Here is a 24,423-nt window from a genome sequence, read left to right on the forward strand (position 1 = left end):
GATCGGCCGGCAGCGGCCGTGCCGGTGCACTCGCGAAGGAGCGAATCGCAGATGACCACTCCCCCGGACGAACTCGCAGCCCCGGCCTCCGAGACCATCGACAACCTCCTCCACGAGACGCGCCGGTTCCCGCCCCCCGCCGACTTCGCCGCGCAGGCCGTCGCGACCGCGCACCTCTACGACGAGGCCGCCGCCGACCGCCTCGGCTTCTGGGCCGACCGCAGCCGCGAGCTGCTGCACTGGCACCGTCCCTTCACGCGCACCCTCGATTGGAGCGAGGCGCCCTTCGCGAAGTGGTTCGACGACGGCGAGCTCAACGTCGCCTACAACTGCCTCGACCGGCACGTGCTCGCCGGCCACGGCGACCGCGTCGCGATCCACTGGGAGGGCGAGCCCGGCGACACGCGCACCCTCACCTACGCGCAGCTCACCGCCGAGGTGAAGCGCGCCGCCAACCTCCTCACGAGCCTCGGCGTCCACGCGGGCGACCGCGTCGCGATCTACCTCCCGATGGTCCCGGAGGCGGTGATCGCCATGCTCGCCGTCGCCCGCATCGGAGCCGTCCACTCGGTCGTCTTCGGCGGCTTCAGCGCCGAGAGCCTCCGCGCGCGGATCGACGACGCCGAGGCGAAGCTGGTCATCACCGCCGACGGCGGCTGGCGCAAGGGCTCGGTCTTCCCGCTCAAGCCCGCGGTCGACGCGGCGCTCGCGATCGGCGGCGAGGACTCGCCCTCCACAGTCGAGCACGTGCTCGTCGTGCAGCGCGGCGGCAACTCCGTCGACTGGCGGGAGGGTCGCGACCTCTGGTGGCACGAGGAGATCGTCGCGGTCGACGCCGACCACACGGCGCGCGCGTTCCCCGCCGAGCAGCCCCTCTTCATCCTCTACACGAGCGGAACCACCGGTAAGCCCAAGGGGATCCTGCACACCAGCGGCGGCTACCTCACCCAGGTCGCCTACACGCACCGCGCGGTGTTCGACCTGCATCCCGAGACCGACGTCTACTGGTCGACCGCGGACGTCGGCTGGATCACCGGCCACAGCTACGTCGTCTACGGCCCGCTCGCCAACGGAGCGACCCAGGTGATGTACGAGGGCACTCCCGACACGCCCCACACGGGCCGCTGGTGGGAGATCGTCGAGAAGTACGGGGTGACGATCCTGTACGCGGCGCCCACCGCCATCCGCTCGTTCATGAAGCTGGGTCGGCAGATCCCCCATCGCTTCGACCTCTCGAGCCTGCGGCTGCTCGGGTCGGTCGGCGAGCCGATCAATCCGGAGGCGTGGGTCTGGTACCGCGACGTCATCGGAGGCGGGCGCACGCCGATCGTGGACACGTGGTGGCAGACCGAGACCGGCGCGATGATGGTTTCCCCGCTGCCCGGGGTGACGACGCTGAAGCCGGGCTCCGCGCAGGTGCCGCTCCCCGGGATCTCGATCGACGTCGTCGACGAGGCCGGGCGCTCCGTCGGTCAGGACTCCGGCGGCCTGCTCGTGATCACGGAGCCCTGGCCCGCGATGCTCCGCGGCATCTGGGGCGATCCGGAGCGCTACGTCGAGACCTACTGGTCGAAGTTCGGCGACCGCTACTTCGCCGGCGACGGCGCGCGAGTGGACCGCGACGGCGATCTCTGGCTGCTGGGCCGCGTGGACGACGTGATGAACGTCTCCGGTCACCGGCTCTCGACGGCCGAGATCGAGTCGGCCCTCGTCTCGCACCCGGTGGTCGCCGAGGCGGCGGTCGTGGGCGCGGCCGACGAGGCCACCGGCCAGGCCGTCGTCGCGTTCGTCATCGCGAAGGCCAGCCAGGCCGAGACCCTGGCGGGCGGTCACGACGAGCTGGTCGCGACGCTCAAGGCGCACGTCGCCGAGCACATCGGGGCGATCGCCCGGCCGAAGCGGATCCTGATCGTGCAGGAGCTCCCCAAGACGCGCTCGGGCAAGATCATGCGCCGACTGCTGCGCGACGTCGCGGAGGGACGTGCCGTGGGCGACACGACGACGCTCGCGGACACGCAGGTCATGAACGTCATCTCGTCCGCGGTCGCCGCGGACTGACGGCGGGGCCCGGGTCCTTCCGGGCCCCGCCGCCGGGATCAGGCGAAGGCGACGACCAGCTCGACCTCGACGGGAGCGCCGAGCGGCAGCTCCGCGACTCCGACGGCCGAGCGCGCGTGGCGGCCGGCCTCGCCGAAGACGTCCCCGAGCAGCTCTGACGCGCCGTTGATCACTCCGGGCTGGCCGGTGAACCCGGAGGCGGAGGCGACGAAGCCGGTGAGCTTGACGATGCGCGTGACGCGGTCGAGCGAGCCGATCGCGTCGGCGACCGCGGCGAGGGCGTTGAGCGCGCAGACGCGGGCGAGCGCCTTCGCCTCCTCGGGATCGACGAGACCGTCTCCCGAGCCGACCTTGCCGGTCGCGGGCAGAGCGCCGTCGACGAAGGGGATCTGCCCGGCGGTGAAGACGAGATGCTCGTGCACCACCGCGGGGACGTACGCGCCGGCGGGGGCGGCGACGGCGGGCAGCTCGATCCCGAGCTCGGCGAGGCGCTCCGCGACGGAGGGCCCGCTCACGCGCCGGCCTCGACGACGGGGCGCTTGAGGTAGGCGACGAGCCCGCCCTCGGGACCGGTCACGATCTGCACCAGCTCCCAGCCCTCGGAGCCCCAGGTGTTCAGGATCGCCGTGGTGTTGTGGATCATCAGCGGGGTGGTGACGTACTCCCAGCGCGGAACGGACATGGCTCTCCTCGAGTGAAGGGCGCGCCGCCGCGAGGCGGTGCGGGCGGACGTCGGCCGCGTCCGGTGCGGTCGCGGCGACTACGCTGATTCTATGTCGGGGGCAGGCGGGACCAGGGTCGTCAAGTCGATCGGAGGCGCCGTGGGCGGCCTGATCGGAGTGGTGGCGATGAGCGTCATCGCGGGGGTCCTGGTGGCCGCGTCGATCACCCCGGCGATCGCGCTCGGCGGCATGGCCGCGAACAACGGCGTGCAGATGTTCGACAACCTCCCCGGGTACCTCGAGATCGGCACCCTCGCTGAGAAGAGCAACATCTACGCGAAGGACGCCGCCGGCCAGGACGTCCTGCTCGCGTCCTTCTACGCGCAGAACCGGGTCGAGGTCGGCTGGGACGACATCTCGCCGTTCGTGAAGGACGCGGTCGTCGCCTCCGAGGACCCGCGCTTCTACGAGCACGGCGGCATCGACCTGCTCGGCACCGTGCGCGCCGCCGCGACGACCGCCGTCGGCGGGCGGGTGCAGGGCGGCTCCTCCATCACCCAGCAGTACGTGAAGAACGTGCTCGTGCAGAAGGCGGAGGCCCTCTCGGACCCGATCGAGCGCGACGCCGCCTACCGGGAGGCGACCGAGACGACCCCGGAGCGCAAGGTCGCCGAGATGCGGCTGGCCATCGGCCTCGAGAAGCAGTACCCCAAGAACGACATCCTGCTCGGGTACCTCAACATCGCGCTGTTCGGAGGAACGGTCTACGGCATCGAGGCCGCCGCGAACTACTACTTCGGCGTCAGCGCGCGCGACCTGACCCTCGCGCAGTCCGCGGCGCTCGTCGCGATCGTCAACAACCCCGAGAAGTTCCGCTTCGACCGGCCGACCGACCCCGCCAATCCCGCCGCCGCGGGCTACCCCGAGACGCTCAACCGGCGCAACTACATCCTCACGCAGATGAACAAGGAGTCGAAGGCGACGCCGGAGCAGATCGCCGAGGCGGCCGCGACGCCGGTGGCCCCGTCCATCACCGAGCCCAGCACCGGCTGCCAGACCGCCGGCATCGCCGCGTTCTTCTGCGATTACGTCACCTGGGTGATCAAGAACGACGACGCCTTCGGAGCGAGCCAGGACGAGCGCGACGCGACCTTCAAGCGCGGCGGCTACCAGATCTGGACGACCCTCGACACGGAGCTCCAGCAGGCCGCGGTCTCGGCGACGGACGCCTGGGTGCCCAAGTCGATGGCGTCCGTCGACATCGGCAGCTCCAGCGTCTCGGTCGAGGTCGGCACCGGCAGGATCCTGGCGATGACGCAGAACAAGGACTACTCCAACGACCCGGACGTCGCGGGCGCCAACTACACGAGCGTCAACTACAGCACCGACTTCGGCTACGGCGGATCCTCGGGCTTCCAGGTCGGGTCGACCTACAAGGTGTTCACGCTCGCCGAGTGGCTGCAGGAGGGGCGCTCGCTGGGCGAGAGCGTGAACGGCGTGCGCCGGGCGTACACGAACTTCCGCGACAGCTGCGAGCCCGACGGGATCTACTACGGCGAGTCGTGGGACCCCAAGAACGACGAGGGCGGCGACGGAGGCGTGTACTCGGTCGTGGACGCCACGAAGGGCTCGATCAACACGGGCTTCGCGGCGATGGCCGAGCAGCTCGACCTCTGCGGCATCCGCAACACCGCGCTCGCGATGGGCGTGCACCGCGCCGACGGCACGGAGCTGCAGAAGTTCGCCCCGACGATCCTCGGCACCAACGAGATCGCTCCACTGACCATGGCGACCGCGTTCGCGGGCTTCGCGAACAAGGGCACCGTCTGCACGCCGGTGGCCATCGACCGGATCGTCGACCGCTCCGGCGCCGACATCGCCCCGCCGACTTCGGAGTGCACGCAGGGCCTGTCCGAGAAGGTCGCGGCCACCGCCGACTTCGCGCTGCAGCAGGTCATGACCGGCGGGACCGGCCGCGCCTCGGCCACCGGGACCGGCATCCCGCACATCGGCAAGACCGGCACCACCGACAACGCGGTGCACACCTGGATGGTCGGCGCCAGCACCGAGGTCGCGACGGCGACCTGGGTCGGCAACGTCGTCGGCAAGACCTCGATGCGGGGGCTGCGCCTGAACGGCGTGAACGCCGGGCAGGTCCGTCATCAGATCTGGCCGAGGATCATGCGGGTCGCCGACGCGAAGTACGGCGGCACCGCGTTCCCCTCCCCCGAGCGCTCGCTCGTCGACGTCCCGCAGGAGGCGGTCCCCGAGCTCATGGGTCAGAACCCGGCCGCCGCGGCCGAGCGCCTGCGTCAGCTCGGCTTCACCGTCACCGTCGATCCGGCCCGCGTGCCCTCCGATCGACCCGCGGGGTCCGTCGCCGGGACGAACCCCCCGGCGGGCTCCCGCGTCGCTCGGGGCACCGCGATCGTGCTGCGGGTGAGCGCCGGGCCGACGCCCTCGCCCACGCCCGGAGGCTGATCCCCTCGCATCGGGCGCCCGGCGGGGTCGTGCAGAATGAACGCGGTCGCGCCTCGCGACAGGACGCTCGAGAGAAGGACACATGACCGGACGCAGCCGACGCCCCCTGACCACCGCTCTCGCGACCGTCGCCGCGGCCGGCACCGCCGCCGCGGTCTGGGGGATCGGCATCGAGCGGACGATGTTCACCGTCCGCCGCATCACCGTCCCCGTCCTGCCGGAGGGCTCGGTGCCGCTGCGCATCCTGCACCTCTCGGACCTGCACATGGCGCCCTGGCAGTCGAAGAAGCAGGAGTGGCTGCGCTCCCTCGCCGCGCTCGCCCCGGACCTCGTCGTCGACACGGGCGACAACCTCGGGCACCGCGACGGCGTGCTCGGCATCCGACGCGCTCTCGAGCCCTTCGCCGGGGTCCCGGGAGTCTTCGTGCACGGGTCCAACGACTACTTCGACCCCCGGGTGAAGAACCCGCTGCGGTACTTCCGCGGACCCTCGAAGAACCCGCAGGCGCACCAGAGCGATCTCGACACCGCCTCGCTGACCCGCTTCTTCTCCAGCGATCTGGGCTGGACCGACCTCAACAACACCGCCACGAGCATCGAGGTGCGCGGCACCCGGATCGAGTTCTTCGGCGTCGACGACCCGCACATCTCGCGGGACCGGATCGATCTCGTCGCCGGCGCCGTCGACGAGCTCCGCGCGTCCGAGGAGGGATCCGCCGACGTCAGCATCGGAGTGGCGCACGCCCCCTACCGGCGGGTGCTCGACGACTTCGTCGCGCGCGGCGCCGAGGTGATCCTCGCGGGCCACACGCACGGCGGACAGGTGTGCGTGCCGGGCTTCGGCGCCCTCGTGACCAACTGCGACATCCCCCGCGACAAGGTGGCCGGCTTCACGACCTGGGACAACGGCCTGCGCAGCTCCTACCTCAACGTCTCGGCAGGGGTCGGCACGTCGATCTACGCGCCGGTGCGCTTCGCCTGCCGCCCCGAGGTGACGCTCGTCACCCTCGAGGCCGCGCGCTGATCGAGCCGTTCCGGCGCGGCCGCGCGTCGCGCCGATCGGGCCGTTCTTTCGGGCCGCGAATATCGGCTATCATTGACGAGGTTCGCACGCGTCAGCGGTGCGAGCACTCCACCGGGGTGTGGCGCAGCTTGGTAGCGCGCCTCGTTCGGGACGAGGAGGTCGTGGGTTCGAATCCCGCTACCCCGACCGGTGAGAAGCCCGGCCAGGATCCATGATCCGGCCGGGCTTCGTCGTTCCCGGGGCGCCGATCCCGCTGCGGTCCACCGCCCCGCTCCGAGTCCCGACTGCCGACTCCCGCCGGATGCGCCGCCGATCCGCGCTTCGGCACCCGGGCCCGGCGAGGACGGAGCAGACTGGAGGACCGTCGACGGGGCCGGCCCTCGTCCGTCCTCGGTCGCCGCACGGCGATCCCCTCCGAGAGGAGCACCGTGACCCGGTCCCTCACCCGTCTGACCGTCGCCGTCGGCGTGCCCTATCTCGGCGCACTCGCCGCGATAGCGTTCTGGCCCGTCCCCGTCGACTCCGCGCTGCGGGGCGGCCTCGGGCGCCTCCTCGCCCGGCTCGACCGCCTGGGCCTCGGGTTCGTCGACTACGACCTGATCGAGCACGCCGCGAACGTGGCGCTCTTCGTGCCTCTCGGACTCCTGGTGGCCCTGCACCTCCGGGCCCGCTGGGCCGGGCTCGCCGTCCTGCTGGGAGCAGTCACCAGCATCGTCATCGAGACCGGGCAGCTGCTCTTCCTCGAGGCGCGCTACGCGAGGACCGACGACGTCCTGATGAACACGATGGGCGCGGCCCTCGGAACGCTGCTCGGGGTGCTCCTGCGCGCCCTCCTGCACCGCAGGGAGCGACGGCGACGGGCGGAGTGGGATCTCGCCTTCGCGCATCTCCCCGCGCCCGGTCACGGCCGCGCATGAGTGCGGACCGATGAGGGTCCGCACGCACGACGACGCCGGAGGGCTCGGAGGGCTCCGGCTCGCGCCGGCCCTCCTCCGCCCTCCGGCGTCGTGGTGGTGTGCTCCGCGTCAGCGGCCCAGGCCGCGGTACTCCCAGCCGGCGGCGCGCCACGCGGCGGGGTCGAGGCAGTTGCGGCCGTCGACGACGAAGCGGTTGGCCACGAGGTCGCCCACGACGGACGGGTCCATCGCGCGGAACTGCTTCCACTCGGTCACGACGACGACGGCGTCGGCCCCGCGCAGGGCCTCGTCGATGTCGGTCGTGTAGGTGACGTCGGGGTAACGGCGCTTCGCGTTCTCGATCGCCTCGGGGTCGGTGGCGACCACGGTCGCGCCCAGGTCGTGGAGGCGGGCCGCGACGTCGAGCGAGGGCGAGTCGCGGACGTCGTCCGACTCCGGCTTGAAGGCGAGACCGAGCACGGCGACGCGCTTGCCCTCGACCGAGCCGCCGAGGCCCTCGGCGACCAGGTCGACCACTCGCTGGCGACGGCGCAGGTTGATCGCGTCGACCTCCTTGAGGAAGGCGACGGACTCGCCGACGCCCAGCTCCTCGGCCCGGGCCGAGAAGGCACGGATGTCCTTCGGGAGGCATCCGCCGCCGAAGCCGATGCCGGCGTTGAGGAAGCGGCGGCCGATGCGCACGTCGTGGCCGATCGCGTCGGCGAGCTGCGTGACGTCGGCGCCGGTGACCTCGGCGATCTCGGCGATGGCGTTGATGAACGAGATCTTCGTCGCGAGGAAGGCGTTGGCCGAGACCTTCACCAGCTCGGCGGTCGCGTAATCGGTGACGACGAGGGGGGTGTCGGCGGCCAGCGCGGTGGCGTAGACCTCGTCGAGCACGGCCTTCGCGGCGGCACCCGCGTCGGTGGACGGGACTCCGTAGACGAGGCGGTCGGGGCTGATGGTGTCCTGGACGGCGAAGCCCTCGCGGAGGAACTCCGGGTTCCAGACGAGCGTCGCACCGGTCGGGGCGATCATCTCGGCGAGGCGAGCGGCGGTGCCGACCGGGACGGTCGACTTGCCGACCACGATCGAGTCCGGGGTGAGGTACGGGAGGAGGCCCTCGAAGGCGGCGTCGACGAAGCGCATGTCGGCCGCGTTCTCACCCGGCTTCTGCGGGGTGCCCACCGCGACGAAGTGCACGGCGGCACCGGCCGCGTCGGCGGTGGTGGTCGAGAACCGCAGTCGACCGGAGGCGACGCCCGCGGACAGGAGTTCGGGCAGGCCCGGCTCGAAGAAGGGAGCGGTGCCGGCGGCGAGGGCGTCGATCTTCGCCTGGTCCACATCGATGCCGATGACGTCGTGGCCGAGCTCGGCCATCGCGGCGGCGTGGACGGCACCGAGGTAGCCGCAACCAATGACAGAAAGCTTCACAGGGGTTCTCCGAATCGTGGACGTGGTGGGTGTCGCGTCGGCGACGGCGGGCAGAGGGAGGTTCTGGGGAGCGGCGGGGTGCGCAGGAGCGCTCTACCGCCGCGCCAATGCTCTCAGATCACGGGAGATGTCGGAGACGGCTCCCGCGATCTCGGCGGCGACCCGCGCGTGCGTGGCCTCGCTGCGGCCGATCGGATCGTCGATGTCGTCGCCTCCGTCGGCCCTCGGCGCACGACCGCGATGGGCCGCGGCGAGCCGGACGACGGTGCGCAGGCGCACTGCGGGATCGTCGACGGCCGGGATCGGCACCTCGGCGATGACGAACGGCAGCACCCGGGCGAACTCGAGCAGCGTGAAGCCGCGCAGGAGGATCGAGGGGAACCTCCTCGCCGCGTCGACGAGGTGCTCGCGGGTCATCGTCAGCATGACGTCGGCCTCGGCGACGAGCTCCTCGGAGAGCCTGGCGCTGGAGTGGCCGACGGGCTCGCCGCCGTACTCCGCGCTCAGCCGGGACGAGATCGGGTCCATCGGATAGCCGTCCCTCGTCTGCACACCGGCGCTGCGGAGGGAGAACAGCGGACCTCCCGCCGGGGACGTCGCCTCCGCGAGGGACCGCCGCAGCAGCTGCTCCGCCATCGGCGAGCGGCAGATGTTCCCGGTGCAGACGGACAGGATCGTGAAGACCGGAGCCTCCGAGGCCGCCGCCGGCTCGGAGGGGCGCCAGCCCCGCCGGACCCGCCGCGATCCGTCGTCTCCCGGGAACGTCATGCCCGGCCGATCAGACGGCGCTCGGTGCGGGAGCGGTCGGGTTCTCGGCGCGCGCTCCCGACCGCTCGGAGCCGTAGTAGCTCGTGTAGTAGTAGCCGTAGCCGCGGCCGACCTGGCCGCGCGGCGGGACGCGGTTGAGGATCACGCCGAGGGTGTGCTCGCTGACGCGCTCGAGGTTCTGGATGGCCTTGCCGAGCTCGTCCGTCGTCGTCTTCCCCGCCGAGATCACGACGAGCGCGCCGTCGGTGCGGGCCGTCAGGATCGCACCGTCGGTCACGGGGAGCAGCGGAGGAGCATCGACGATGACGATGGCCTCGCGGGCGATCTCGTGCAGCAGGATGTCCATCCCGTTCGAGCCGAGCAGCTCGCTCGGGTTCGGCGGGATCGATCCGGCGCCGAGGATCCAGAGGTTGCCGGAGGGGCCCCACGGCTGCAGGACGTCCTGGAGCTCGGCCTTGCCGATCAGCAGGTCGGTCAGGCCCACGCCCGGGACGAGACCGAAGGACTTCGCGACAGTGGGCTTGCGGAGGTCGCCGTCGACGACGACCGTGCGCTGGCCGGAGGCGGCGAGGGTGACGGCGAGGTTCGCGGTCACGGTCGACTTGCCGTCGGAGGGCAGGGGGCTGGTCACGACGATGATGCGCGGGGGGCTGTCGACGTTCATGAACTGGAGGTTGGTGCGCAGCTCGCGGAGCGCCTCGGCGAGCGCGTGCTTGCCGTCGGACGCGACGTAGTCCGTGGTGTCGGCCTCCGGGACGATGCGGTTGGTCTCGTTGAGCCGCTTGTCGACGGGGAGCGTGCCGACGACCGGGAGATCGAACAGGCGCTCGACCATCTCGGCGGTGCGGATGCGGCGGTCGAGCGTGTTGCGGACGAAGGCGTAGACGAGCCCGAGCACGAGGCCGACGAGCGCGCCGACGGCGAGGACGAGACGGAGGTTCGGGAAGTCCGGCGAGCTCGGCAGCGCCGCGGACTGCACGACCGACAGGCCGACGGTGTCGCCGACCCCGGTCTCCTGGTTGACCTGCTGGATGCGGGTGGCGAGGGCCGAGACCCAGGCGTCGGCGAGCTTCTGCGCACCCTCGGGCGTCGAGGCGGTGGCCTGGACGGTCATGACCGGGGCGGTCGTCTCGGAGGTGACCGTGATCGCCGAGATGAGCGAGGACGCGCTCAGGTCGAGGCCGAGGTTCGTGATGGCGATCTCGGCCACGTCGCGGGACGTGGCCAGCGGCAGGTAGGTCTGGAGGCTCGACCGTGCGACGGTGTCGGCGATCTGGCGGGAGTAGATCGCCTGGCTCTCGTCGCCGCCCGCGGCCACCTTCGCCGAGACGATGCCCTGGGAGTCGGCGACGTAGCGGGGCTTCTGGGTCAGGGACCAGCCGAAGGCCACCAGGGTGCCGAGGAGGATCGCTGCGACGATCGCCAGCCAGTGATCACGGAGAAGTCGGAGGACGTCTCTAAGTTCCACAGTGTCAAGTTCCTTCACTGGTTCGGATCGAGGCGCGACCGTCGGAGACGGTGAGCCCTGGAATTGTTACACAGCCGTGTATCCGCGCTGTTTCGCGGCGCATCACGTGTGCACCCCGTCGGGGGTGGGCCGTGCGGGACTCCTCCTCGTCATCACCCCGAGCGCGACGAGCTCGTCGACCGCCGCGCCGACGGCCTCCCGCGGGTCCACTCCGTCGGGTGCACCGCCGACGTCCGCGAGCACCGCGGCGACGAGGTCGTCCCCGGCGGCTCCACTGCCGACGAGGCGCCAGACGGACGGGCCGATCCCGGAGAGGCGGACGAGCGTCCCCGCGCAGAAGACGAGCAGCTCGCCGGAGGGCGTGAGGAGCGCGTCGTCGGCCGGTGCGCACGCGAGGTCGGCCTCGTCGCCCGCCCGCTCCGGCAGCGGGAGCGCCAGCACCTCGTCCCAGATCGACGGAGCGGGGACGTCGAGCGACGAGAAGAGCTGCTCGACGAGGTCGAGCGCCGCCGCGGACTCCGAGTACACGAGCCGGCGGACCCCTCCGAGCGCGCGCAGCGTCTCGACGAGGTGCAGGATCGGGCGCGGACGGGCCGAGAGGTAGGAGGTCTGCGGCACGAGGCCGTCCACGGCCTCCACCGGATCGACCGGCTCGAGGAAGGGCTCCCCCACCCCGGGGCGACGGTCCAGCAGGACCACTCCGGCGAGCACGAGGGGCGCGGCGGGACGGGGCAGGAGTCCGAGCCCACCGGGCGCGAGCTGCGCCTTGGGGGCGCTCCCGGTCAGCGGCTTGATCGACAGCGGCTTGGGATAGGGCACGACGGCGCCGTCCTCCGCGACCGCGACGGTCTCGTCGGTCACGTAGCCGAACCGGCGTCCGAGCGCGCGCGCCATGGTGGTCTTGCCGGTGCCGGACGCCGCGACGAAGGCGAGGACCCTGCCCGACCCGTCGGCGACGCCGCAGGCGTGCAGCATCAGGAGCTCGTGACGGCGGGCGCCGATCGCCTGCACGGTGAGGGTCGAGGTCAGCGACTCCTCCAGCTGGGCGACGGAGCCGGCGAGGACGCTGACGTCGTCACCGCCGGGGCGGGAGGGCAGGACATCGGCGTGGACGATCCGCCCGTCACCACCGGCCGGTGCGAGGCAATCCGCCCAGCTGGCGGTGATCCGCTCGACGTCCCGGTCCGAGAGGCCGCCGCCGAACACGACCCGGAACGGCACGTCGAGGACCGAGACGGCCATGCTCCGCTCCGGAGTCGCGTGGTGCGTGCCGCTCAATACGCGCCGTCTCGGGCGAGCACGGCACGCGCCGTCTTGAAGAGGATGATCAGGTCGCCGGTCATCGACCAGTTCTCGACGTAGTAGAGGTCGAGGCGGACGGTGTCCTCCCACGACAGGTTGGAGCGGCCGCTGACCTGCCAGAGGCCCGTGATCCCCGGCTTCATGAGGAAGCGGCGGTGCACGTGCTCCTCGTACTGCTCGACCTCGCGCGCCAGGGGCGGGCGCGGTCCGATGAGCGACATGTCGCCGCGGAAGACGTTGAGGAACTGGGGCAGCTCGTCGAGGCTGAAGCGGCGCAGCACGGCGCCGACCTTGGTGACGCGCGGGTCCTTGGCCATCTTGAAGAGGATGCTGTTGCCCTCGTCGCGCTGCTGAGCGGCCAGCGAGGCGAGGCGGGCCTCGGCGTCGACCACCATCGAGCGGAACTTGAGCATCTCGAAGGTGGCGCCGTTCAGCCCGATCCGCTCCTGGCGGAAGAGGATCGGTCCGGGGCTCGTCGTCTTGACGAGGACGGCGACGACGATGAGCACCGGGGCGCTCAGGATGATCAGGAGCGTCGACGCGGCGATGTCGAAGAGGCGCTTGGCGAAGCGCTGGCGCCCGTCGAAGCGCGGCGTCTCGACGTGGATGAGCGGCAGACCCGCGACCGGGCGGGTGTGGATCCGGGGGCCGCCGATGTCGGTGAGGCTGGGGGCCACGACGAGGTGCTCGCGGCCGGGCTCCAGCGTCCAGCTGAGCTCGCGGATGCGCTGCGGGGCGAGCTCGTCCGAGCTGGTGACGACCACCGTGTCGGCGCCGGTCGCATCCATGACCGCGCGGACGCCGTCGACCCCGGTGAAGCCGTGGACCGCGAGGCCCGTCAGCTCGTCGTCGGCGAGGAGTGCTTCCGCTCCCCCGGCGAGGTCGAGACCGCGCCGACGAGCTTGTAGCCCGCCTCGGTGCCGCGGCGCAGCTCGCGGGCGGTGTGCAGGACGCTCGCCCGCGAGCCCAGGAGCACGACCTGGTTGGCGAAGCGGCCCTGCCGGCGCTGCCGGGTGAGCCAGGCGCGCCAGCAGAGACGGCCGACGCAGATGAGGAGGATCCCGGCGGGGAAGGCGGTGACGATGTAGCCGCGCGCCAGGAGGATCTGCAGGAGGTAGGCGATGATCGCCACGATGCCGAACAGCCAGATGGAGGCGTCGACGATGCGCCGGTACTCGGCGTAGCCGGTGCCGATGATCCGCCGGTCGCGGGTGTCGAATACCTGCAGGGCGATGAGCCAGCCGAGCACCAGGATGACGGAGACCCACGCGTACGTGATGGGGATCTCGACGGGGTTGTTGAACCCGACGTCGGAGCCCAGGTCGAGGTCGAACCAGAAGAGCTGGGTGCCGAGGACGGAGACGAGGATCGCGACGATGTCCGTCGCCAGCAGTCGCCGACGGTACTCCTGCTCCCAGGACGTTCCGCGCTTCGGAGTGGTCTCCTGCGCCGCCATCGATCCCCCCGACCTCTCCTCGTGCTCCGAAAGGCGTAGTTCCGTTTCCGGTGATGTCACGCCCGCAAGGCTACCCACTAGTTCGTTTCGCGTGGGTGACGCGACAGCGAGGATGCCTCGGGGACTCAGCCGCGCAGCCGGCCGCGGCTCTCCTGCAGGTAGCAGGATCCGCAGAGCGACTCGTAGGTGACGGACGCGCCGTCGATGGCGACCTGGTCGCCGTCGAAGACGAAGCGGCCGTCCACGACGCGCCCGTTGAAGATCGCTTTGCGCCCGCACCGGCAGATCGTCTTCAGCTCCTCGAGGCTGTGCGCGATCTCGAGGAGGCGCCTGCTGCCCGGGAACGCGGCGGTCCGGAAGTCGGTGCGGATGCCGTAGGCCAGGACCGGCACGTTCTCGAGGATCGCGATCCGCAGCAGATCGTCGACGTGGGACTCGGGCAGGAACTGCGCCTCGTCGACGAGGAGGGCGCTCACATCGCGCGCCGACTCGGCCAGGGTGCGGGCGCGCGCGGCGGTGAAGACGGCCACCGGGTCCTCGTCCGGCCGGAAGAGGATGTCCACCGGACGGGTCACGCCGAGTCGCGACACGATGAGCTCCTCGCCCTTCGTGTCGACCGACGGCTTGGCCAGCAGGACGCGGTGGCCGCGCTCCTCGTAGTTGTGCGCGGCCTGCAGGAGCGACGTGCTCTTGCCGCTGTTCATGGCTCCGTAGCGGAAGTACAGCTTGGCCATCAGGTCTCCTCGGTGCTGGTGCGGGGGGCGCGGCTCACTCGAGGAATCCGTCCTCGGCGGCGCGCCGGATGAGCTCCGCCCGGCGGCTCGCGGGTCGGCCCACCTTGGCGTACTTCTGGCGCACACGGCGCAGATAGGTCTTCGCGGTCTCGAACCGCACGTTCATCGCGGCGGCGACCTCCGGCGTGCTGGAGCCGCCGACGTACAGCCGGAGCGCCTCCAGCTCCCCCGCGCTCAGCTTCGGGCGCTGCTGCGCCGCGACCCCGATGGGCAGCGGGCGCCACTGCGTCGCGGATCCGGCGTTCGAGCGCATCTCCATCGCGGAGCGCGCACTCTCCATCACGTCGCGCATGGGCTGGGACTTGGTGAGGTGCCTGGCCGCTCCCGCGCGCAGGCAGCGGTCGCGGACCTCGTCGTCCTCGCGCTCGGACAGCACGATCACGGTCGCCCCCGCGGCGCGGCAGGTCCGGATCCGCGCCTCGATCGAGATCGGCTCGCTCAGCTCGAAGTCCATGATGACGACCTGGGTCGGGAACACGGTGCTCGTGACGAGCTCCATCCAGGTGCCGGCGCTGACGACGAGGTCGAAGTCGGGCGCGTTGGCCGCGATCCAGCTGCTCATGCTGTCGAGGAGGAGCTCGTGGTCGTCGAGGATCCCGAGGCGCACGGCGCGGCGGGGCTCGTCGTCGGCGCTCCGAGCGGAGGAGCCGGGCGAGGGCTCGCCGGAGCGGGTCACCATGGGTCGATCCTATCGGCGCGACGGGGGTCAGAAGAGGGTCGGCTGACCGACTCCCGGCAGGATCGCCGCACGCTCGGCTCCGAGCTCCTCGGCGAGCAGGCCGCCGTGCTGGAGCGGCCGACGGTCGCCGCCGAGCACCTTCAGCATCCCGAGACCGGAAGAGCGCACGGAGCCGGTCGCCGGATCCTCCCTCCCCCTGTTCGAGGCGGTGGGCGCGCATCAGAGGGCGGATGCGATCGGCCAGCCAGCGCCGGTACTCCTTCGGGGCGTAGGCCGAGCCGCCGGGATAGAGGGAGCGGTAGCGGTCGAGCAGCTCGGGGTGCTCGTGCGCCAGCCACTGGAGGAACCACTCCTTCACCCCGGGCTTGAGGTAGAGCGTGGAGTACAGGATCGACGTCGCCCCCGCCTCGCGGCACGCCCGCAGCGACGCGTCCAGATGGGCCGTCGTGTCGGTGAGGAACGGGAGGATCGGCATCAGGAACACCGAGCAGTCGAATCCGGCCTCGCGCGCGGCGGTGACCGTGGCGAGTCTGGCCGCGGCGGTGGGCGCACCGGGCTCGACGGAGCGCTGGAGGTCCTCGTCGTAGACGGCGATGGAGACCCCGAGGTCGACGGGGACGTGCTCCGCCGCCTCCTTCAGCAGCGGCAGATCCCGACGGAGGAGCGTGCCCTTGGTGAGGATCGAGAGCGGCGTGCCGGATGCCGCGAGGGCCGCGATGATGCCCGGCATCAGACGGTAGCGCCCCTCCGCCCGCTGGTACGGATCGGTGTTGGTGCCCAGGGCCACCGGATGGCGCTCCCAGCTCGGCCGGGCGAGCTCGCGCGTGAGCACCTCGGCGACGTTGACCTTCACCACGATCTGGGAGTCGAAGTCGCGGCCGCCGTCGAACTCGAGGTACTCGTGGGTCGGGCGGGCGAAGCAGTAGGTGCAGGCGTGGGTGCACCCGCGCATCGGGTTGATGGTCCAGCCGAACGGCATCTTGGACGACGTGTGCACCCGGTTGAGCGCCGACTTCGCCAGCACCTCGTAGAACGTGATGCCGTCGAACTCGGGGGTGCGGGTCGTCCGCACGAGATCCGTCAGCCGCACGAGGCCGGGCAGGGCGCTCTCGTCGGCCGCGCTCATCGACTGCCCGCTCCACCTCATGGAGCAATTAGAACATATGTTCGAACTCTCCGGGCCGATCGGCGCGGGATCGCGACCGGCCGCGGAGAGCGGAGCTCAGACCGAGGCGCCCAGGGCCAGCGTCTCGGCCGTCGCCGCGACCGTGCGCTCGGCCGCCTCCGGAGCGTCGTTCAGGGTCGAGCCGTAGCTCGGGATGAGCGAGCGGAGGCGCGGCTCCCAGCCCTTCAGCTCGTCCGGGAAGCAGCGCTTCAGCACGTCGAGCATGATCGGCACGGCGGTCGACGCCCCGGGCGAGGCGCCGAGGAGGCCGGCGATGGTGCCCTCGCCCCCGGTGATGACCTCGGTGCCGAACTGCAGCACTCCGCCCTTCTTCTCGTCCTTCTTCATCACCTGGACGCGCTGACCGGCGGTGATCAGGTACCAGTCCTCGGAGCGGGCGGTGGGCAGGAACTCGCGGAGCGCCTTCATCTTCTTGCCGCGGCCGGCGACGACCTCGCCGAGGAGGTACTTCATCAGGTCGAGGTTGTCGCGGGCGACCGCGAGCATCGGCCCGATGTTGTGCGGGCGGATCGAGAGCGGCAGGTCGAGCCACGAGCCGCGCTTGAGGAACTTGGGCGTGAATCCGGCGTAGGGCCCGAAGAGCAGCGACGCCTCACCGTCGACGACGCGGGTGTCGAGGTGCGGCACCGACATCGGCGGGGCGCCCACGGCGGCCTTGCCGTAGACCTTCGCCTGGTGGCGGGCGACGATCTCGGGGTTGTCGGTGCGGAGGAACTGGCCCGAGATCGGGAAGCCGCCGAAGCCCTTGATCTCGGGGATCCCGGACTTCTGCAGCAGGTGCAGCGCTCCACCGCCGGCGCCGACGAAGACGAAGCGGGCGAGCACGCGCTTGGGCGTGCTGCCCACGAGCTGCTTGAGATCGAGCTGCCAGAGTCCGTCCTTGCGGCGGCTGATGTTCGTGACCTCGTGGCCGGTGTCGAGCGTGCCTCCGTTGCCGACCACGTGATCGAACAGCTGGTGGGTGAGCGCGCCGAAGTCGACGTCCGTGCCCGCCGGGATGCGGGTCGCCGCGTAGGGTCCACCGCCTGCGGGGCGCTGCTCCATCAGCAGGGGGGCCCACTCGTGGATCGTCTTGATGCTCTCCGTGAACTCCATGCCTGCGAAGAGGGGCTGGTCCTTCAGCGCCTCGTAGCGCTTGCGGAGGTACTCGACGTTGGCCTCGCCGTGCACGAACGTCATGTGCGGAGCGGCGTTGATGAAGCTCGAGGGCTCGCGGATCGCGCCGGCCTCGACGAGGCTCGCCCAGAACTGGCGCGAGATCTGGAACTGCTCGTTGATCTGGATCGCTTTGGCGGGGTCGACGGAGCCGTCGGCCGCCTCGGGCATGTAGTTCAGCTCGCAGAGGGCGGCGTGACCCGTTCCGGCGTTGTTCCAGGGGTTCGAGGACTCCTGCGCGACGTCGCCGAGGCGCTCGTAGGCGGCGATCGTCCAGTCGGGCTGGAGCGTGGTCAGGAGGGCTCCGAGCGTGGCGCTCATGATGCCCCCTCCGATGAGGGCGACGTCGACCGGTTCCGAGGAGTTCACGAGAATCGAGTTTACCGTCGCGGAAGGGTCGGCAGCCCGGACGGGGGGCCGCACCGTCATCAAATTCGCGGCTTTTCGACGCGGAGGCCGGCGGCACCGCGCGGAGTCGAGCGGTCCGCTCGGCCCGGACGGCGCCGCCGAGCCGTCAGGAGGCGGCGGGACGCGCGGCGATCAGCTCGGCGATCTGCACGGCGTTCAGGGCGGCGCCCTTGCGCAGGTTGTCGTTGCTGATGAAGAACGCGAGACCGCGACCCTCGGGGGCGCCCTCGTCGGCGCGGATCCGGCCGACGTAGCTCGGGTCGGTGCCGGCGGCCACGAGGGGCGTCGGCACCTCGCGCAGCACCACTCCGGGAGCGTCGGCGAGCAGCTCGCGGGCGCGCTCCGGAGTGAGCTCGCGCGAGAACTCGGCGTTCACCGAGAGCGAGTGGCCGGTGAACACGGGGACGCGGACGCAGGTGCCGGAGACGAGCAGGCCCGGCAGCTCGAGGATCTTGCGGCTCTCGTTGCGGAGCTTCTTCTCCTCGTCGGTCTCGTTCAGGCCGTCCTCGACCAGGTTGCCCGCGAAGGGGATGACGTCGAAGGCGATCGGAGCGACGTAGACGGCCGGGTCCGGGAACGCGACGGCCGAGCCGTCGTGCACCAGGTCGAGGAGGCGCTCATCGGCGACGGCCGCCTTCGCCTGGCCGGCGAGCTCGTTCGCCCCGGCGAGACCGCTGCCCGAGACGGCCTGGTAGGTGCTGACGATCAGGCGGGTGAGCCCGGCCTCGGCGTCGAGCACCTTCAGGATCGGCATCGCGGCCATCGTCGTGCAGTTGGGGTTGGCGATGATGCCCTTGACGGCCTGGTCGATCGCGTGCGGGTTGACCTCGCTGACGACGAGCGGGACCTCGGGGTCCATGCGCCAGGCGCTGGAGTTGTCGATCACGAGGGCACCGGCGGCCGCGAAGCGCGGGGCCTGCGCCCGGGAGCCGGTCGCTCCGGCCGAGAAGAGCGCGATGTCCAGGCCCGACGGGTCGGCCGTCTCGACGTCCTCCACGACGACGTCCTCGCCGCGGAACGGCAGGGTCGTCCCGGCTGAGCGCGCGGTGGCGAAGAAGCGGATCGAGGCGATCCGGAAGTCGCGCTCCTCGAGGAGGCGGCGCATCACCTTGCCGACCTGTCCGGTCGCGCCGACGACGCCCACGTGGAGGGGGGTGCTGCTCATGCTCTGCTCTTTCGTTCGGGCGGCGGAGCCGCCGCTCGTAGGGTCGGGTTCCGCGGGAGCGGGTACCGGTGAGAAGGTACCGGGCGGGGAGTGCTCTCCGCGCCCGTTTACCGCGCGATCGGCGGGATCGCGGGGGTCGGTGTCCGTCAGCGGCCGGTGCCGGCGTAGACGACCGCGTCGTCCTCGCCGTCGAGCCCGAAGGCGGTGTGCACGACGCGCAGCGCTTCGTTCACCGTGTCGGCGCGCGTGACGACCGAGATGCGGATCTCGCTGGTCGAGATCATCTCGATGTTGATGCCCGCCTCGAAGAGCGAGCGGAAGAGCTTGGCCGAGACTCCCGCGTTGGTGCGCATGCCGGCGCCCACGAGCGCGAGCTTCGCGATCTGGTCGTCGTACTGGAGCGCCTGGAAGCCGACGTCGTCCTTCTCGGCGTTGAGCGCCATGAGGACCGTCTGCCCGTCGGCCTTGGGCAGCGTGAAGGAGATGTCGGTGAGCCCGGTCGAGGCGGCCGACACGTTCTGCACGATCATGTCGATGTTCGATCCGGTCTTCGCGACGATGGTGAAGATCTGAGCGGCCTTCCCCGGGATGTCGGGCACGCCGACCACGGTGATCTTGGCCTCGTTCAGGTCGGCGGCGACGCCGGCGATGATGGGCTCTTCCACGGTCTGTCCCTTCTCGGTGCCGGCTGCTCCGGCGTTGTAGACGATGGTGCCCTCGTTGGGGCTGAACGAGGAGCGCACGTGGAGCGTGACCCCGTGCCTCCGCGCGAACTCGACGGCGCGGATGTGCAGGACCTTCGCTCCGGCGGCGGCGAGCTCGAGCATCTCCTCGCTGGAGATGCGGTCGAGCTTGCGCGCGCGCTTCACCACGCGGGGGTCGGCGGTGAAGACGCCGTCGACGTCGGTGTAGATCTCGCAGGTGTCCGCGCCGAGGCCGGCGGCGAGGGCGACGGCGGTGGTGTCGGAGCCGCCGCGGCCGAGCGTGGTGATGTCCTTGGTGTCGCGGTTGAAGCCCTGGAAGCCGGCGACGATGACGACCGCGTTCTCGTCGAGGGCCTCGCGCAGGCGCACCGGCGTGATGTCGACGATGCGCGCGGCGCCGTGCTGGGCATCGGTGATCATGCCGGCCTGGCTGCCGGTGAACGAGCGGGCCTCGTACCCCATGCTCTTGATGGCCATGGCGAGCAGCGCCATCGAGATGCGCTCGCCCGAGGAGAGGAGCATGTCGAGCTCGCGGGGGGCCGGGATGGGGGTCACCTGGTGGGCGAGCTCGAGGAGGTCGTCGGTGGTGTCGCCCATGGCCGAGACGGCGACGACGACGTCGTTGCCGGCCTGCTTGGTGGCGACGATCCGCTTCGCGACGCGCTTGATGCTCTCCGCGTCGGCGACGGAGGACCCGCCGAACTTCTGGACGATCAGGCTCACGTGCTGCTCCCGGGTCGGTGGCTGGGGGCCGTCGCGACCCGACGAGGGAGTCTACCGGCGGGCGCATGCGCGAGGGGCCATGTGTCGGGCGGGACGCTCGCCTCCTCCTGGGTCAGTTCTCGACGAGGCGGCGGCCCTCGAAGGCGCGGCCGAGGGTGATCTCGTCGGCGTACTCGAGGTCGCCGCCGACGGGCAGGCCCGAGGCGAGGCGGGTGATGCGGATGCCGAGGGTGCTGAGCATGCGCGAGAGGTAGGTGGCGGTCGCCTCGCCCTCGAGGTTGGGATCGGTCGCGATGATGACCTCCTGCACCTCGCCGTCGGCGAGTCGCTGCAGGAGCTGGCGGATGCGCAGCTGATCCGGGCCGATGCCGTCGATGGGGCTGATCGCGCCGCCGAGCACGTGGTACAGCCCGCGGAACTCGCGGGTGCGCTCGATGGCGGGGACGTCCTTCGCCTCCTCCACGACGCAGATGACGGCGCGGCTGCGGCGCGGATCACGGCAGATTCCGCACGTCGCCTCCTCGGCCACGTTGCCGCAGATGTCGCAGAAGTGCACGCGGCCCCGCAGCTCGAGCAGGATCTCGGCCAGACGGGTCACGTCGAACGTCTCGGTCTGCAGGATGTGGAACGCGATGCGCTGCGCGGACTTGGGTCCGATGCCGGGGAGCCGGCCGAGCTCGTCGATCAGCTCCTGGACGATGCCTTCGTACATGCGGTCGCCTCCTCTCGGTGGGGGCGGACGGGGTGGAGGGACGGGAGCATCACGCGCCGCTCACGCGCGGACCGCGCGGGACGTGCGGCTGCTCCTCGATGAACTGGGCGCCGAGGATCTCGCGCACGACGGCCTCGCCGTAGCGCTGGCGGCCGTCAGCGGTGGCGGAGCGGGTGGTCCTCGTGACCGGGCGGGCGGGCGCCTCGCGGCGAGGGGGAGCCGCGGCGGGACCGCGGACGGGCTCGGGCGCGGGCGCCGCGGTCGGCTCCCCCGGAGGCGCGACGGTGGCCCAGGAGTCGGGCATCGGCGGCTCGACCGGCGGCATGTCCTCCTCCGGCGGCTCCTCGTCGAACGGGGGCGCCTCGTCGGAGGGCTCGGGAGCCGGGACGGGCGCGCGCGGCGGGGCGGGAGCCGCTGAGGCCGTGGGGGCGGGAGCGGCGGCCGGGGCGGGAGCGGCGGCAGCAGCCTCGGCGGGCGCGGGCGCCGGATCGGGGTCCGCGGGGATGGCCACGGTCGCCCAGCCGTCGGAGTCCGTCGCGGCCGGGGCCGGGGCGGGGGCCGCCGAGGCCGTCGGGGCGGCGGGCGCCGGAGCCGCGCGGGACGCGGCGCGCTCGGCCTCGGGAGCGGCCGCCGACGGCTCGACGCGGGCGATGTACTTCACCCGCAGGCCCAGGACCTGCTGGATCGCCTGCCGGAGGTGCTCGCTGACGCCGGGCTGACCGGCGGTGCCCGCCATCTTGAAGGAGTCGACGTCGTTCTGGCTCGGGAAGGACAGCGTGAGGACGTCGTCCTTCAGCGCGCGGACCTGGGCGGTGTACGCGACGAGCCAGGCGGTCATCCTGGCCTTCTGCACGACCTCGAGGATCTCGGGCCAGCTGTCCTTCATCCGCTGCAGGGTGATCGGACCCTCCTCGGCGGCGGCCGGCACGACCGGGGCGGAGGGAGCGGCGTCGGCCGGCGGAGTGGGAACGGAGGCGGGCTCGGGGGCGGACTGCGCCGGAACCTGCTCGACGGGCACCACGGGCCCCGCCGGCTCGACCGGGACGGCCGTCGCGATGACGGCGGCCGGACGCTCGATGCGGTGGGCGGGAGCGATCGGGGCCGGAGCGGCGGGGGCCCGGTCGCGCGGCTCATCGGCGGCCCGCGGCGCCTGCGGGCGCACGGCCTCCTGCGGGCGGGCGGCCTCCTGCGGGCGCTCGCCCGCCGACGGGGCGCCACCCAGCACCAGGGCGCGCGCGATCATCAGCTCGAGGTGCAGGCGCGGCGAGGTGGCGCCGGTCATCTCGGTGAGGGCGTCGTTGACGAGGTCGGCGACGCGGGAGAGCTCGGCGAGGCCGAGCGCCCGGGCCTGGCCCGCCATGCGGTCGAGCTCGTCCTGCGAGACGCCGCGCAGCACCGCGGCGGCCGCCGCTCCGGTGGCGGCGACGACGATGAGGTCTCGGAGCCGCTCGAGGAGGTCGTCGACGAAGCGCCGCGGGTCCTGACCGGTCTGGATGACCCGGTCGACCGCTCCGAACGCCTCGGCGGAGTCGTGCTCGGCGAGCGCGTCGATCACCTCGTCGAGGAGGGCGCCGTGGGTGTAGCCGAGCAGCGCCACGGCGCGCTCGTACTCGACGGTGCTGTCCTCGGACCCGGCCATCAGCTGATCGAGCAGGGACAGCGTGTCGCGGACCGAGCCGCCGCCCGCGCGGACCACGAGGGGCAGGACGCCCGCCGCGACTCCGACGCCCTCGCGTTCGCAGAGCTCCTGCGTGTAGTCGAGCATCTGCGCGGGCGGGACGAGGCGGAACGGGTAGTGGTGGGTGCGCGAGCGGATGGTGCCGATCACCTTGTCGGGCTCGGTCGTCGCGAAGATGAACTTCACGTGCTCCGGCGGCTCCTCGACGATCTTGAGCAGCGCGTTGAAGCCCTGCGGCGTGACCATGTGGGCCTCGTCGAGGATGAAGATCTTGAAGCGGTCGCGGGCCGGGGCGAACACCGCGCGCTCGCGGATGTCGCGCGCGTCGTCGACTCCGTTGTGGCTCGCGGCGTCGATCTCGACGACGTCGAGCGAGCCCTGGCCCTCGCGGCTGAGCTCGACGCAGCTGTCGCAGACGCCGCAGGGCGTGTCGGTCGGACCCTGCGCGCAGTTCAGGCAGCGGGCGAGGATGCGGGCCGACGTGGTCTTGCCGCAGCCGCGCGGACCACTGAAGAGATAGGCGTGATTGACGCGGTTGGTGCGCAGGGCCGTCATGAGCGGATCGGTCACCTGCGACTGGCCGATCATCTCGGCGAACGTCTCGGGCCGGTACCGGCGATACAGGGCTGCTACCACCCGTACAGAGTAGCCGCGACCTCCGACACCGGAGCGGGGTCGGCCGAGGCGGGGCCCCGCGTAGCCTCGGAGCGTGACGGACCCCGCGCCCCTCCCCCGCTTCGACGCCGTCGTGCTCGCCGGCGGGCGCGCGCGCCGCCTCGGCGGTGCGACCAAGCCGCTCCTGGTGCACAGCGGGGCGACCCTGCTCGCCACGGTGCTGGCGGCCGTCGAGGGCGCCGAGCGGACCGTCGTCGCCGGGCCGGCGCAGCTGGCTCCGGAGGCCGGGACGGCGCTGCTGGTCCAGGAGGATCCCCCGTTCGGCGGGCCGGTCGCGGGGCTCGCCGCCGCACTCCCCCGGCTCCTGCGGCCCGCCGCCCCGGAGTGGGTGCTCGTTCTCGCCGCGGACCTGGTCGCGCCCGCCGCCGCCGTCCAGCGGCTGCTCGCGGAGGCCGCGAGCGCCGACTCCGACTCCGTCCTCGCCGTCGACGCCGAGGGCCGGGCCCAGCAGCTGCTGGGCGTGCACAGGACGCGGTCGCTCGTCCGGGCGCTCGACGCGCTCGGCACCCCGGACGGAGCCTCGGTGCGCGCGCTCCTGCGCCATCTCGCGGTCGCACTCGTCGCCGTCCCCGCCGAGGCCACCGCCGACGTCGACGGCCCGGACGACGCCCGGCGGCACGGCATCGACGTGCCGCCGTCCGTCCCGTCAGACTGAGCGGATGAACGAGACGACGGACGACCGGCCCACCGACGACGTGCTCCGCGAGTGGTGGGACGAGCTGTGCACCGCGCTGGGACTGGACGAGGTGCCGATCGGGCGCGACGCGCTGCTCGCGCTGGCGGGCGACGCCGCGCACGGGATCGTGCGTCCGGCGGCTCCGCTGACGACGTTCCTCGCGGGGTACGCGGCGGGCCTGCAGGGCGGCGGGGCGGAGGCGCTCGCCACCGCGCTGGCCACCGCGAGCGGCGCGATCCGGGACCGCGCGCACGACTCCTGACACCGTACTCCCCGAGGCTCGATCCCGCTCCAGACTCCGGGCGTACGGTGCGATCGG

Annotated in this window: 21 protein-coding genes, 1 tRNA gene and 1 pseudogene; 7 read left to right on the forward strand and 16 right to left on the reverse strand. The window is 72.0% G+C overall.

Annotation, left to right across the window (positions count from 1 at the left end; all coding sequences use genetic code 11):
• Positions 1–51: 51 nt before the first annotated feature.
• A complete protein-coding gene (gene acs / locus AC0CID_RS07555; RefSeq protein WP_465226314.1) occupies positions 52–2,058 on the forward strand; it encodes an acetate--CoA ligase in 2,007 nt (668 codons plus the stop codon).
• Positions 2,059–2,096: 38 nt separating this feature from the next.
• Here the strand turns inward: acs and AC0CID_RS07560 are convergent, their stop codons facing one another.
• Both AC0CID_RS07560 and AC0CID_RS07565 read right to left on the reverse strand, forming a co-directional pair.
• Positions 2,097–2,573, reverse strand: a complete 477-nt coding sequence (locus AC0CID_RS07560; protein WP_207406829.1) for a RidA family protein — start codon at positions 2,571–2,573, stop codon at positions 2,097–2,099.
• Positions 2,570–2,740 carry a DUF4177 domain-containing protein gene (locus AC0CID_RS07565; RefSeq protein WP_194609517.1) on the reverse strand — a complete coding sequence of 57 codons (171 nt, stop codon included), beginning with the start codon at positions 2,738–2,740 and terminating at the stop codon, positions 2,570–2,572. Before AC0CID_RS07565 ends, AC0CID_RS07560 begins: the two co-directional genes overlap by 4 nt.
• 91 nt (positions 2,741–2,831) lie before the next feature.
• On the opposite strand from AC0CID_RS07565, the gene AC0CID_RS07570 reads away from it, so the two are divergent.
• From AC0CID_RS07570 to AC0CID_RS07585, 4 genes are all read left to right on the forward strand, one after another.
• On the forward strand, positions 2,832–5,201 hold the full coding sequence (locus AC0CID_RS07570; protein ID WP_465226315.1) for a penicillin-binding protein: 2,370 nt from the start codon (positions 2,832–2,834) through the stop codon (positions 5,199–5,201).
• 82 nt (positions 5,202–5,283) lie between these two features.
• A complete protein-coding gene (locus AC0CID_RS07575) occupies positions 5,284–6,225 on the forward strand; it encodes a metallophosphoesterase (protein ID WP_465226316.1) in 942 nt (313 codons plus the stop codon).
• A 112-nt stretch (positions 6,226–6,337) separates the two neighbouring features.
• Positions 6,338–6,411, forward strand: a tRNA-Pro gene (locus AC0CID_RS07580).
• Between the two features lie 242 nt (positions 6,412–6,653).
• Entirely contained in the window at positions 6,654–7,142 is a 489-nt protein-coding gene (locus AC0CID_RS07585) for a VanZ family protein (protein ID WP_465226317.1), read from the forward strand.
• A gap of 108 nt (positions 7,143–7,250) precedes the next feature.
• Here AC0CID_RS07585 and AC0CID_RS07590 read toward each other — a convergent pair whose 3' ends face one another.
• The 14 genes and pseudogenes from AC0CID_RS07590 to AC0CID_RS07655 all read right to left on the reverse strand — a co-directional run bounded on the left by AC0CID_RS07590 (position 7,251) and on the right by AC0CID_RS07655 (position 23,389).
• Positions 7,251–8,555, reverse strand: a complete 1,305-nt coding sequence (locus AC0CID_RS07590; protein ID WP_207406819.1) for a UDP-glucose dehydrogenase family protein — start codon at positions 8,553–8,555, stop codon at positions 7,251–7,253.
• 93 nt (positions 8,556–8,648) lie between these two features.
• Positions 8,649–9,323 carry an arsenate reductase/protein-tyrosine-phosphatase family protein gene (locus tag AC0CID_RS07595; RefSeq protein WP_207406812.1) on the reverse strand — a complete coding sequence of 225 codons (675 nt, stop codon included), beginning with the start codon at positions 9,321–9,323 and terminating at the stop codon, positions 8,649–8,651.
• Positions 9,324–9,333: 10 nt separating this feature from the next.
• Positions 9,334–10,791: a tyrosine-protein kinase domain-containing protein gene (locus tag AC0CID_RS07600; RefSeq protein ID WP_465226318.1), complete on the reverse strand. Its 1,458-nt coding sequence runs from the start codon at positions 10,789–10,791 to the stop codon at positions 9,334–9,336.
• A 102-nt stretch (positions 10,792–10,893) separates the two neighbouring features.
• The gene (locus AC0CID_RS07605; protein ID WP_465226319.1) at positions 10,894–12,033 is read right to left on the reverse strand and encodes a hypothetical protein; all 1,140 of its coding nucleotides are present in this window, start codon (positions 12,031–12,033) and stop codon (positions 10,894–10,896) included.
• Between the two features lie 32 nt (positions 12,034–12,065).
• On the reverse strand, positions 12,066–12,881 hold the full coding sequence (locus AC0CID_RS07610; RefSeq protein WP_465226320.1) for a sugar transferase: 816 nt from the start codon (positions 12,879–12,881) through the stop codon (positions 12,066–12,068).
• A 50-nt stretch (positions 12,882–12,931) separates the two neighbouring features.
• Entirely contained in the window at positions 12,932–13,549 is a 618-nt protein-coding gene (locus AC0CID_RS07615) for a hypothetical protein (RefSeq protein WP_465226321.1), read from the reverse strand.
• Between the two features lie 125 nt (positions 13,550–13,674).
• Complete coding sequence (locus tag AC0CID_RS07620) at positions 13,675–14,283, reverse strand: thymidine kinase (RefSeq protein ID WP_207406805.1); 609 nt, start codon at positions 14,281–14,283, stop codon at positions 13,675–13,677.
• Between the two features lie 34 nt (positions 14,284–14,317).
• Positions 14,318–15,022: a helix-turn-helix domain-containing protein gene (locus AC0CID_RS07625; protein ID WP_242683368.1), complete on the reverse strand. Its 705-nt coding sequence runs from the start codon at positions 15,020–15,022 to the stop codon at positions 14,318–14,320.
• A gap of 70 nt (positions 15,023–15,092) precedes the next feature.
• Positions 15,093–16,169 (reverse strand): annotated as a pseudogene (locus AC0CID_RS07630) (Rv2578c family radical SAM protein); the annotation flags it as partial.
• Positions 16,170–16,244: 75 nt separating this feature from the next.
• On the reverse strand, positions 16,245–17,792 hold the full coding sequence (locus tag AC0CID_RS07635; protein ID WP_465226322.1) for a malate:quinone oxidoreductase: 1,548 nt from the start codon (positions 17,790–17,792) through the stop codon (positions 16,245–16,247).
• Between the two features lie 85 nt (positions 17,793–17,877).
• Complete coding sequence (locus AC0CID_RS07640; protein ID WP_465226323.1) at positions 17,878–18,936, reverse strand: aspartate-semialdehyde dehydrogenase; 1,059 nt, start codon at positions 18,934–18,936, stop codon at positions 17,878–17,880.
• A gap of 146 nt (positions 18,937–19,082) precedes the next feature.
• A complete protein-coding gene (locus AC0CID_RS07645; protein WP_207406796.1) occupies positions 19,083–20,363 on the reverse strand; it encodes an aspartate kinase in 1,281 nt (426 codons plus the stop codon).
• 112 nt (positions 20,364–20,475) lie between these two features.
• Entirely contained in the window at positions 20,476–21,075 is a 600-nt protein-coding gene (recR, locus tag AC0CID_RS07650) for a recombination mediator RecR (protein ID WP_104222157.1), read from the reverse strand.
• Positions 21,076–21,124: 49 nt separating this feature from the next.
• The gene (locus AC0CID_RS07655; protein WP_465226324.1) at positions 21,125–23,389 is read right to left on the reverse strand and encodes a DNA polymerase III subunit gamma and tau; all 2,265 of its coding nucleotides are present in this window, start codon (positions 23,387–23,389) and stop codon (positions 21,125–21,127) included.
• 73 nt (positions 23,390–23,462) lie between these two features.
• Here AC0CID_RS07655 and mobA point away from each other — a divergent pair, with 73 nt between their 5' ends.
• Positions 23,463–24,083, forward strand: coding sequence for a molybdenum cofactor guanylyltransferase (gene mobA / locus AC0CID_RS07660; protein WP_465226325.1), 621 nt, complete (start codon positions 23,463–23,465; stop codon positions 24,081–24,083).
• Between the two features lie 4 nt (positions 24,084–24,087).
• Positions 24,088–24,366 carry a DUF6457 domain-containing protein gene (locus tag AC0CID_RS07665; RefSeq protein WP_465226326.1) on the forward strand — a complete coding sequence of 93 codons (279 nt, stop codon included), beginning with the start codon at positions 24,088–24,090 and terminating at the stop codon, positions 24,364–24,366.
• The last annotated feature ends 57 nt before the right edge of the window (positions 24,367–24,423 follow it).

The organism is Rathayibacter sp. AC451, assembly GCF_979253095.1.

Excerpts from the sequence above, each read along its gene's own strand:
- AC0CID_RS07610 (WP_465226320.1), bottom strand. The coding sequence starts at position 12,881 with ATGGATGCGACCGGCGCCGACACGGTGGTCGTCACCAGCTCGGACGAG.
- AC0CID_RS07625 (WP_242683368.1), bottom strand. The coding sequence starts at position 15,022 with ATGGTGACCCGCTCCGGCGAGCCCTCGCCCGGCTCCTCCGCTCGGAGC.
- AC0CID_RS07570 (WP_465226315.1), top strand. The coding sequence starts at position 2,832 with ATGTCGGGGGCAGGCGGGACCAGGGTCGTCAAGTCGATCGGAGGCGCC.
- AC0CID_RS07565 (WP_194609517.1), bottom strand. The coding sequence starts at position 2,740 with ATGTCCGTTCCGCGCTGGGAGTACGTCACCACCCCGCTGATGATCCAC.
- AC0CID_RS07635 (WP_465226322.1), bottom strand. The coding sequence starts at position 17,792 with ATGACGGTGCGGCCCCCCGTCCGGGCTGCCGACCCTTCCGCGACGGTA.
- AC0CID_RS07615 (WP_465226321.1), bottom strand. The coding sequence starts at position 13,549 with ATGGCGGCGCAGGAGACCACTCCGAAGCGCGGAACGTCCTGGGAGCAG.
- AC0CID_RS07665 (WP_465226326.1), top strand. The coding sequence starts at position 24,088 with ATGAACGAGACGACGGACGACCGGCCCACCGACGACGTGCTCCGCGAG.
- AC0CID_RS07620 (WP_207406805.1), bottom strand. The coding sequence starts at position 14,283 with ATGGCCAAGCTGTACTTCCGCTACGGAGCCATGAACAGCGGCAAGAGC.
- AC0CID_RS07605 (WP_465226319.1), bottom strand. The coding sequence starts at position 12,033 with ATGGCCGTCTCGGTCCTCGACGTGCCGTTCCGGGTCGTGTTCGGCGGC.
- AC0CID_RS07640 (WP_465226323.1), bottom strand. The coding sequence starts at position 18,936 with ATGAGCAGCACCCCCCTCCACGTGGGCGTCGTCGGCGCGACCGGACAG.
- AC0CID_RS07595 (WP_207406812.1), bottom strand. The coding sequence starts at position 9,323 with ATGACGTTCCCGGGAGACGACGGATCGCGGCGGGTCCGGCGGGGCTGG.
- AC0CID_RS07575 (WP_465226316.1), top strand. The coding sequence starts at position 5,284 with ATGACCGGACGCAGCCGACGCCCCCTGACCACCGCTCTCGCGACCGTC.
- recR (WP_104222157.1), bottom strand. The coding sequence starts at position 21,075 with ATGTACGAAGGCATCGTCCAGGAGCTGATCGACGAGCTCGGCCGGCTC.
- acs (WP_465226314.1), top strand. The coding sequence starts at position 52 with ATGACCACTCCCCCGGACGAACTCGCAGCCCCGGCCTCCGAGACCATC.